The 6311-nt window shown below is 31.4% G+C and carries 5 protein-coding genes; all 5 read right to left on the bottom strand.

The window, feature by feature from the left end; translation table 11 throughout:
* Positions 1–362 precede the first annotated feature (362 nt).
* The gene (locus ACREVU_RS09070; protein ID WP_431551272.1) at positions 363–1502 is read right to left on the bottom strand and encodes a DNA cytosine methyltransferase; all 1140 of its coding nucleotides are present in this window, start codon (positions 1500–1502) and stop codon (positions 363–365) included.
* 14 nt (positions 1503–1516) lie between these two features.
* Positions 1517–2650, bottom strand: a complete 1134-nt coding sequence (locus ACREVU_RS09065) for a DNA cytosine methyltransferase (protein ID WP_431551271.1) — start codon at positions 2648–2650, stop codon at positions 1517–1519.
* A 166-nt stretch (positions 2651–2816) separates the two neighbouring features.
* Positions 2817–3653, bottom strand: a complete 837-nt coding sequence (locus tag ACREVU_RS09060; protein ID WP_431551270.1) for an ABC transporter permease — start codon at positions 3651–3653, stop codon at positions 2817–2819.
* A gap of 7 nt (positions 3654–3660) precedes the next feature.
* Positions 3661–4575 (bottom strand): ABC transporter ATP-binding protein, encoded by a 915-nt coding sequence (locus tag ACREVU_RS09055; RefSeq protein ID WP_431551269.1) that lies wholly within the window; start codon positions 4573–4575, stop codon positions 3661–3663.
* A gap of 133 nt (positions 4576–4708) precedes the next feature.
* The gene (locus tag ACREVU_RS09050; RefSeq protein WP_431551268.1) at positions 4709–6007 is read right to left on the bottom strand and encodes a patatin-like phospholipase family protein; all 1299 of its coding nucleotides are present in this window, start codon (positions 6005–6007) and stop codon (positions 4709–4711) included.
* Between the last annotated feature and the right edge of the window lie 304 nt (positions 6008–6311).

Raw genomic sequence — 6311 nt, 5'->3', positions numbered from 1 at the left:
GCTCATTACATACTTTTTAGTCTTACGACTAAAATTTTACTTGTTTATCTAAAGTAATTAACTGGTCTAACGAAATATTATTTCGTTATTTTACCTATTTCTCTGTTTAATTTTCAAAGACCAACTTGTTTTGTCATTATGTGACGACTTCTACTATTCTACTAGCTATTTCTTATTTTGTCAACAAATTTTCTATACTTTTTTAAAATTATTTTTAATTGGAGTTCTATTAAAACTAATTCGCCTATAACTTACTACACAAATCATAGTTTATAATAAAAAGTTTGTATTAAATCTATACATATATAAAGGAAATAAATGATAATTATTCATTTGTCTCCTTTATTTCCTTTAATACTGTTTTATATTTGTTTAATTAATCCCGCCATAATTTCTTTTACTAAAAGTGATGGTATTCCTTCACCTATAGCCTTACGTATAAATGTTTCTCCTGCCCAATCCGGTATGCCCCAATCAAGCGGCAGTGAAGTTATTATCATCAATTCATAAATAGAAAATACTCTTGGATCAGAATATCTTCTTCCTTCTTCTGTACAGTCATCGGAAATTAAATATCCCGGATGAACACATGTTAATGACGAAATTACACCATTATTTTGGGTAATAGACCTTGAAGGCTTATTCCAACTATGCCTTCTGTAATGATTATAATGGCCTTTAATTCTTACACCGCCTGCCTTTTGTGGGTAATATATTTCATTATCAAATGCGGTAGAACCGCTGGGTGTATGAACCATCCATTCAACCATTTTCCAAGAATGTGTAGGTGGAAAATGCCATTTAGAAACCTTTGCGCCTTCCTCCTTTTTAATCAAATAATCAGGAAACTTTGTAAGTGTTAACTCTTCACCTTCTCGCAAGATTGGATCTAAAGATGGTACGTTTTTTAAAGCTTCTTTTAATGTAACAATATTCTTTTTCTCTGGAAATTCCCAATGTATTCCTGTATCTTTCCTTGATAACAAGAAAATATTGCGCTTTCGCATTTGTGGAACTCCGTAATCCATGGCTTTCACAAGGGTTTCTTCGTTAAAATTATATTCTCCGCTTAGTTCTGCTTTAATGTACTCAGGTATAAGTAATATTTTTTCTTCAACTTTTATCTTTGTTTTTAACTGTCTCGGAACATTCTCAATTAATACAAATCTAGGTTTAACTTGTTTAATTACATCAATTGCATAATATACCAACTGATTTCTTTCATCAAACTCTTCCATTTTTCCTGCAATACTCATTCCTTGACATGGCGGAGTTGCAATAATAAAATCTACATTTTTCTCTTTAGCTTCATTTATAATTTTAGCTCTTATATTTTCATCAGTAATATCTCCAACTATCATATTAGTTTTATGATATATATGTTGATAAAATTTTGCTCTTTTCTCGTCAATTTCATTGGCAATAAGTATATCTACACCTATATTTTCTAAATATGCTTCTGCTATTCCAACATTTGCGAATAATGATAATCCTTTTAACATTTCAATCTCCTTGTCTAAATCAATTGTTTAAATAGTTTTTTTATGAATAGAGGTGGTATTCCTTCTCCTATAACTGACCTTATAAAGTTTTCTGAAACAGTCCTGGGAATATTCCAGTTTTCAGGCAAGCTCATCACTAGCATTATCTCATATAATGTTAACACTCTTGGATCTGAATATATCTCATCCCCATTCTTGTCCACTCCCATTGATCTTCCAGGATGAACATTGTTTTGCGAACTTATAGTTCTATTATAAGTTGTTATCGTATATGCTGGTACATCCCACCTTTGACGTTTATATGTGTTTTTATATCCACGCACCGGTTCACCATTTTTTTTAAGTGGCCTATATTGCTCTTTAATGTTGTTAAAAGCTGTTTGTCCTGTAGGTGTATGCATAATTGAAATCACTTGCCTATAAACATGAGAAGGCGGTGTATGCCATGATGAATAAGACAATGCTATTTCTTTATTCTTTTCATAACCCGGAAATATCTTAAGATGCTCATCATAATCAATATCATTTATTAATGGATCTAACTGTGGCAAGTGACCAATTGCATCTTCTAATGTTTTTACTTTCAACTCCTCTTGCGGAATCTTCCATATATTTTCTTGGTCTTTCCTTGTTAATAAGAAAATTACTCGCTCCCTTGTTTGTGGAACACCATAATTGCATGTATTAATTACTTTGAACTCGAACAAGTATTCCTCACTCAATTCTTTTTTTAAATACTCGGGTATCAATGTCATCGTACCATTGTAATTGATTTTTGTTAAAAGTTGCATTGGTACATTTTCTAGCATTACATACTTAGGCTTAATTTCGGCTATGACTCTAACCGCATATGTAACTAATTCGTTTCTCACATCATTTTCTTCTAGTTTACCTGCTGTACTCATCCCCTGACATGGTGGTGTTGCAATTATTACATCAACCCCGTATGTCTTAGCCTTATTAATAATATTGGTTATTGTACATTCATCGGTTATATCGCCACAAATCATTTCAGTATTGGGATATATATATGAGTACACATCTGATCGTTTTTTATCAATTTCATTTGCCAAAACTACCTGAATTCCAATATCATCTAAATATGCTTCAGCTACCCCTATATTAGCAAATAAAGATAATGCTTTCATATTGTTTCCCCCATTCTTAACAAGATAAACAAATTCTTAAAATTACTTTTAATAAAACTTGTTATATGTTCTTGCGCCTTATTTTAGCATATTGGGAAACCCTAGTAAAGTATTATCTAGACCTTAATCTATTTCAAATTAACAGGTATAATTAGCACAATTGTTACTAACTCCATATATCCCCTTCTTTACTTTTTGAGCGATTAATTCTCGAAAAATCAACATTTGAAAAAACATAAGTTGATAATAGTAAAAATATGAGTCCAAAAATGATTACAATGGCCATACTGATAGGAGGTGTAATTACAAAACCTCCTATTTTAAAAGCAAGCTGCTGCTCTACCAATTGACTTGTTGTTAAAGATGTCTTTTCCAGTATGATGGTTCTAAAAAATGCTGTTGTATATGTCATGGGATTGAAATAAGCAACATATTGTAATACTTTTGGTAACAATGAAAGCGGTATATAAGCACCACAAAGAAATGTAAGCGGCATTGTAATCGCCGTTATTACAACTTGGAATGTTTGTGAATTCTTAACCAAAGTCGCTAAAAATAGTCCGAGTCCCGAGAATACAAGCCCAACCACGATCATTACACCAATTACCGCAAATGGTGTTATCCACGATGTGAATTGAAGTCCTATAAAATAACCAATGATTAGAATAATAATGCCCTGAAGCGTAGCTATTGTTGCTGCTGATAATAGCTGACCGGCAGCAATCTGGATTCGTTTAACTGGGCTTACTAATACTTCCTTCATAAATCCCGAAACAATATCTTCGATGGTACTAGTGGCAACGGTAAGTGATGTTTGAAAGACTGTTGTTATCACAATACCGGCCAGCATGTAGTTTACTGGATTTTCAATATTGTCATTTTTAAATATGGAACTGAACACATATAAAAAGAAAAATGGCATGATAATCGTGAAAATAAGCTGGACACGATTGCGAGCAAAAATTTTAATATTTCTAAACCATAGTGCTATTATAATATCCATAAATTTCTCACTTCCTTATATCTTTTCCGGTAATTTCTAAAAATACATCATTCAATGTGCCTTTTTTAATTTCCAAATCTGTTATGGCCTCTTTTTGCTCACTTATTATGTCCATCAATTTGGGTAAACTATTAACTTCAATTGAATAATATCCGGTTTTTTTCTTATAAATAAATCCAGCAGCATCTAGCAGTTCCTCCAGCCCTTGTTCGTCAATGGTTGTAATATTTGCTCTATCCTTTGTATATTGCTGTTTCAAATGATAAGGAGTATCTATTGCAACGATTTTACCGGCATCCATAATAGCAACTTTGCTGCAAATCTCTGCCTCTTCCATGTAATGCGTTGTTAGAAAAATGGTGATATTCTTCTCCTTTTGAAGCTTTACAATATAATCCCACATATGAGCCCTTGTTTGAGGGTCAAGACCTGTGGTTGGCTCATCTAAAAACAATACTTTTGGATAGTGAAGCAGCGCTCTGGCTATTTCCACACGCCGTTTCATACCACCAGATAGACTGCTTACCATTGCTTTTTTCCAATCCAATAAATCCACTAAATTTAAAACAAATTCGATACGCTCACTTACTTCACTTTTGGGGATAGCATAAAAGTGACAATGCATAATTAAATTCTCAAGAACGGTCATTTTATTATCCAATGTAGGTTCCTGAAAAACAACCCCAATGACACTTCTAACCTCATCCTTTTCATGTGAAACGTCTTTCCCATCAATGGTAAGCGTTCCTGATGTCTTATCAAATATGGTACACAATGTATTAATGGTTGTACTTTTACCCGCTCCATTTGGTCCTAAAAATGCAAAAATGCTTCCTTCTTCTACCTCAAAGGAGACATTGTCCACTGCTGTAAATTTATCATATTTCTTTACAAAATCCTTAACTTCTATTATATTTCTCATAGTATCGCTCCTATCAACTGCTCTCTAGCTTTTCGCAATCACGTTTGCTACTGTTTATTATTTTAACCTCTTAAGCATATAATAATATAAATTTATTTTTCAGTCAATAGTAATTGTTGTTATATAATAAATATTATTGCTCTCTTCTAAATAGTAATAATGCCATAAATAAATTTGCTATTGAATATTTAGGCTCACTTATAGCAATTATATTTCTTTTATTAATAGTGGGGATTGATATATCCTTTAAATCTGGGTTAAAGAATACCAATTCTTTATTAATATTAAGCAATTTATTTGCTGTTTTTATAATATTTGTTTCCAGTTTTATATTGTTATAATTTTCATATTCTTTCATGATTTCATCAATTAATTCTTCTATGCTATATAACTTCCCTCGTTCTATCCCCATACATTCTGAACATATTTCCAACATAGCAATAAAAACATTATGCTTATTTAATTCACAATCTGCATATTTTCTTATATTCCTTAGGAGTCTAAATTTAATAGCTTTTATAATACCGGGATTAACACTTTTGCTATTAGCACCATAAAATTCATACATTTTTCCTATTTCCTTTTCTGTTATATGATCAATATATATGTTTCCACTTTTATTACAGATTTCAGAATTTTGGATATAGTACCTTTTTCCTTTAGTCTTTGAAAAAGCCCTAAGAGTATCAAAATAACCAAAATTCATACTGCTTTTAACTGTTTCTGGTTCAAATTGAAGCGTCCTGCCTAAATATTGAGAATTCTTGATATAAATAATTTCATTATTACTGGTATCAACTTTTTTTGTTCTTCCTACTCCTGATACATCTACCACGATGATATTTTTGATTTTTGAGGATATTAGTGAAACTGGAATATTATTATATATACCTCCATCTATGTAACGTTTATTATCGATCATCTGAGGTTTAAATGTAGGAAAACATGAGCTAGCGAGTAAATAATCTATAAGTTTACCTTCTGGAATATCTTTTATAAAAATATTTACTGGACTAAAATCTGTTAAAGAAAAAGTAACAATACCAAAATTAATCTTTGATGCTCTTATCTTTTTTTCATCAATTACCTTATATAATAGCTCTTTTAAGGGGGTTACATCCATGCCGCCTGATAATATCGAATTTTTTATAATGCTAATAATTGATGCTACACTTAAGTTTTTTTCTTCCGAAAAATTCTCTTCTTGTCCCATATCAATTACTTTACGCATGGTCATATCGGTCCACATACTTAGTGCTACATCAAAATCACCTTGTACCATGATGGCTCCATTTAGAGCTCCTACAGATGTTCCCACAACTACTTTCACATCAATTTCTAATTCATTTAAAGCTTTCCAAACTCCTATCTCATATGCACCTTTAGCTCCGCCACCACCAAAAACTAATCCATATTTTTCATCAGTAATCATAAATTTCTCCTCATAACTGTATTAGTAGTAAAATTTTTTCATGTTCTAAAATGAGCTACCTTTTATAGGTGTATTTATAGAATTCTATATTAGCTTTCAATTACCTTTATATAATATGTATTAATCACCAGTTTAAAGGAAATGTTATCTAAATATAGAATATATAGTTATGACATGTATTACTCATACTTCGCAGGACAGAATCGCCTTAAACCCCTTATGTATAAGTGCTTGTGTAGCTTAAAATAGTATTAACATTTGCTTTTAAGCTACTTTTTTAACACTAAATTTCTCAGCAAAATGT

The sequence above is a fragment of the Clostridium sp. genome, from assembly GCF_050717535.1.
Lineage (GTDB): Bacteria > Bacillota > Clostridia > Clostridiales > Clostridiaceae > Clostridium_AD.
Note: the sequence above shows the minus strand (reverse complement) of the source record. Positions and strands in the feature narration are given on the sequence as shown.

Excerpts from the sequence above, each read along its gene's own strand:
- ACREVU_RS09070 (WP_431551272.1), bottom strand. The coding sequence starts at position 1,502 with ATGTTAAAAGGATTATCATTATTCGCAAATGTTGGAATAGCAGAAGCA.
- ACREVU_RS09065 (WP_431551271.1), bottom strand. The coding sequence starts at position 2,650 with ATGAAAGCATTATCTTTATTTGCTAATATAGGGGTAGCTGAAGCATAT.
- ACREVU_RS09060 (WP_431551270.1), bottom strand. The coding sequence starts at position 3,653 with ATGGATATTATAATAGCACTATGGTTTAGAAATATTAAAATTTTTGCT.
- ACREVU_RS09055 (WP_431551269.1), bottom strand. The coding sequence starts at position 4,575 with ATGAGAAATATAATAGAAGTTAAGGATTTTGTAAAGAAATATGATAAA.
- ACREVU_RS09050 (WP_431551268.1), bottom strand. The coding sequence starts at position 6,007 with ATGATTACTGATGAAAAATATGGATTAGTTTTTGGTGGTGGCGGAGCT.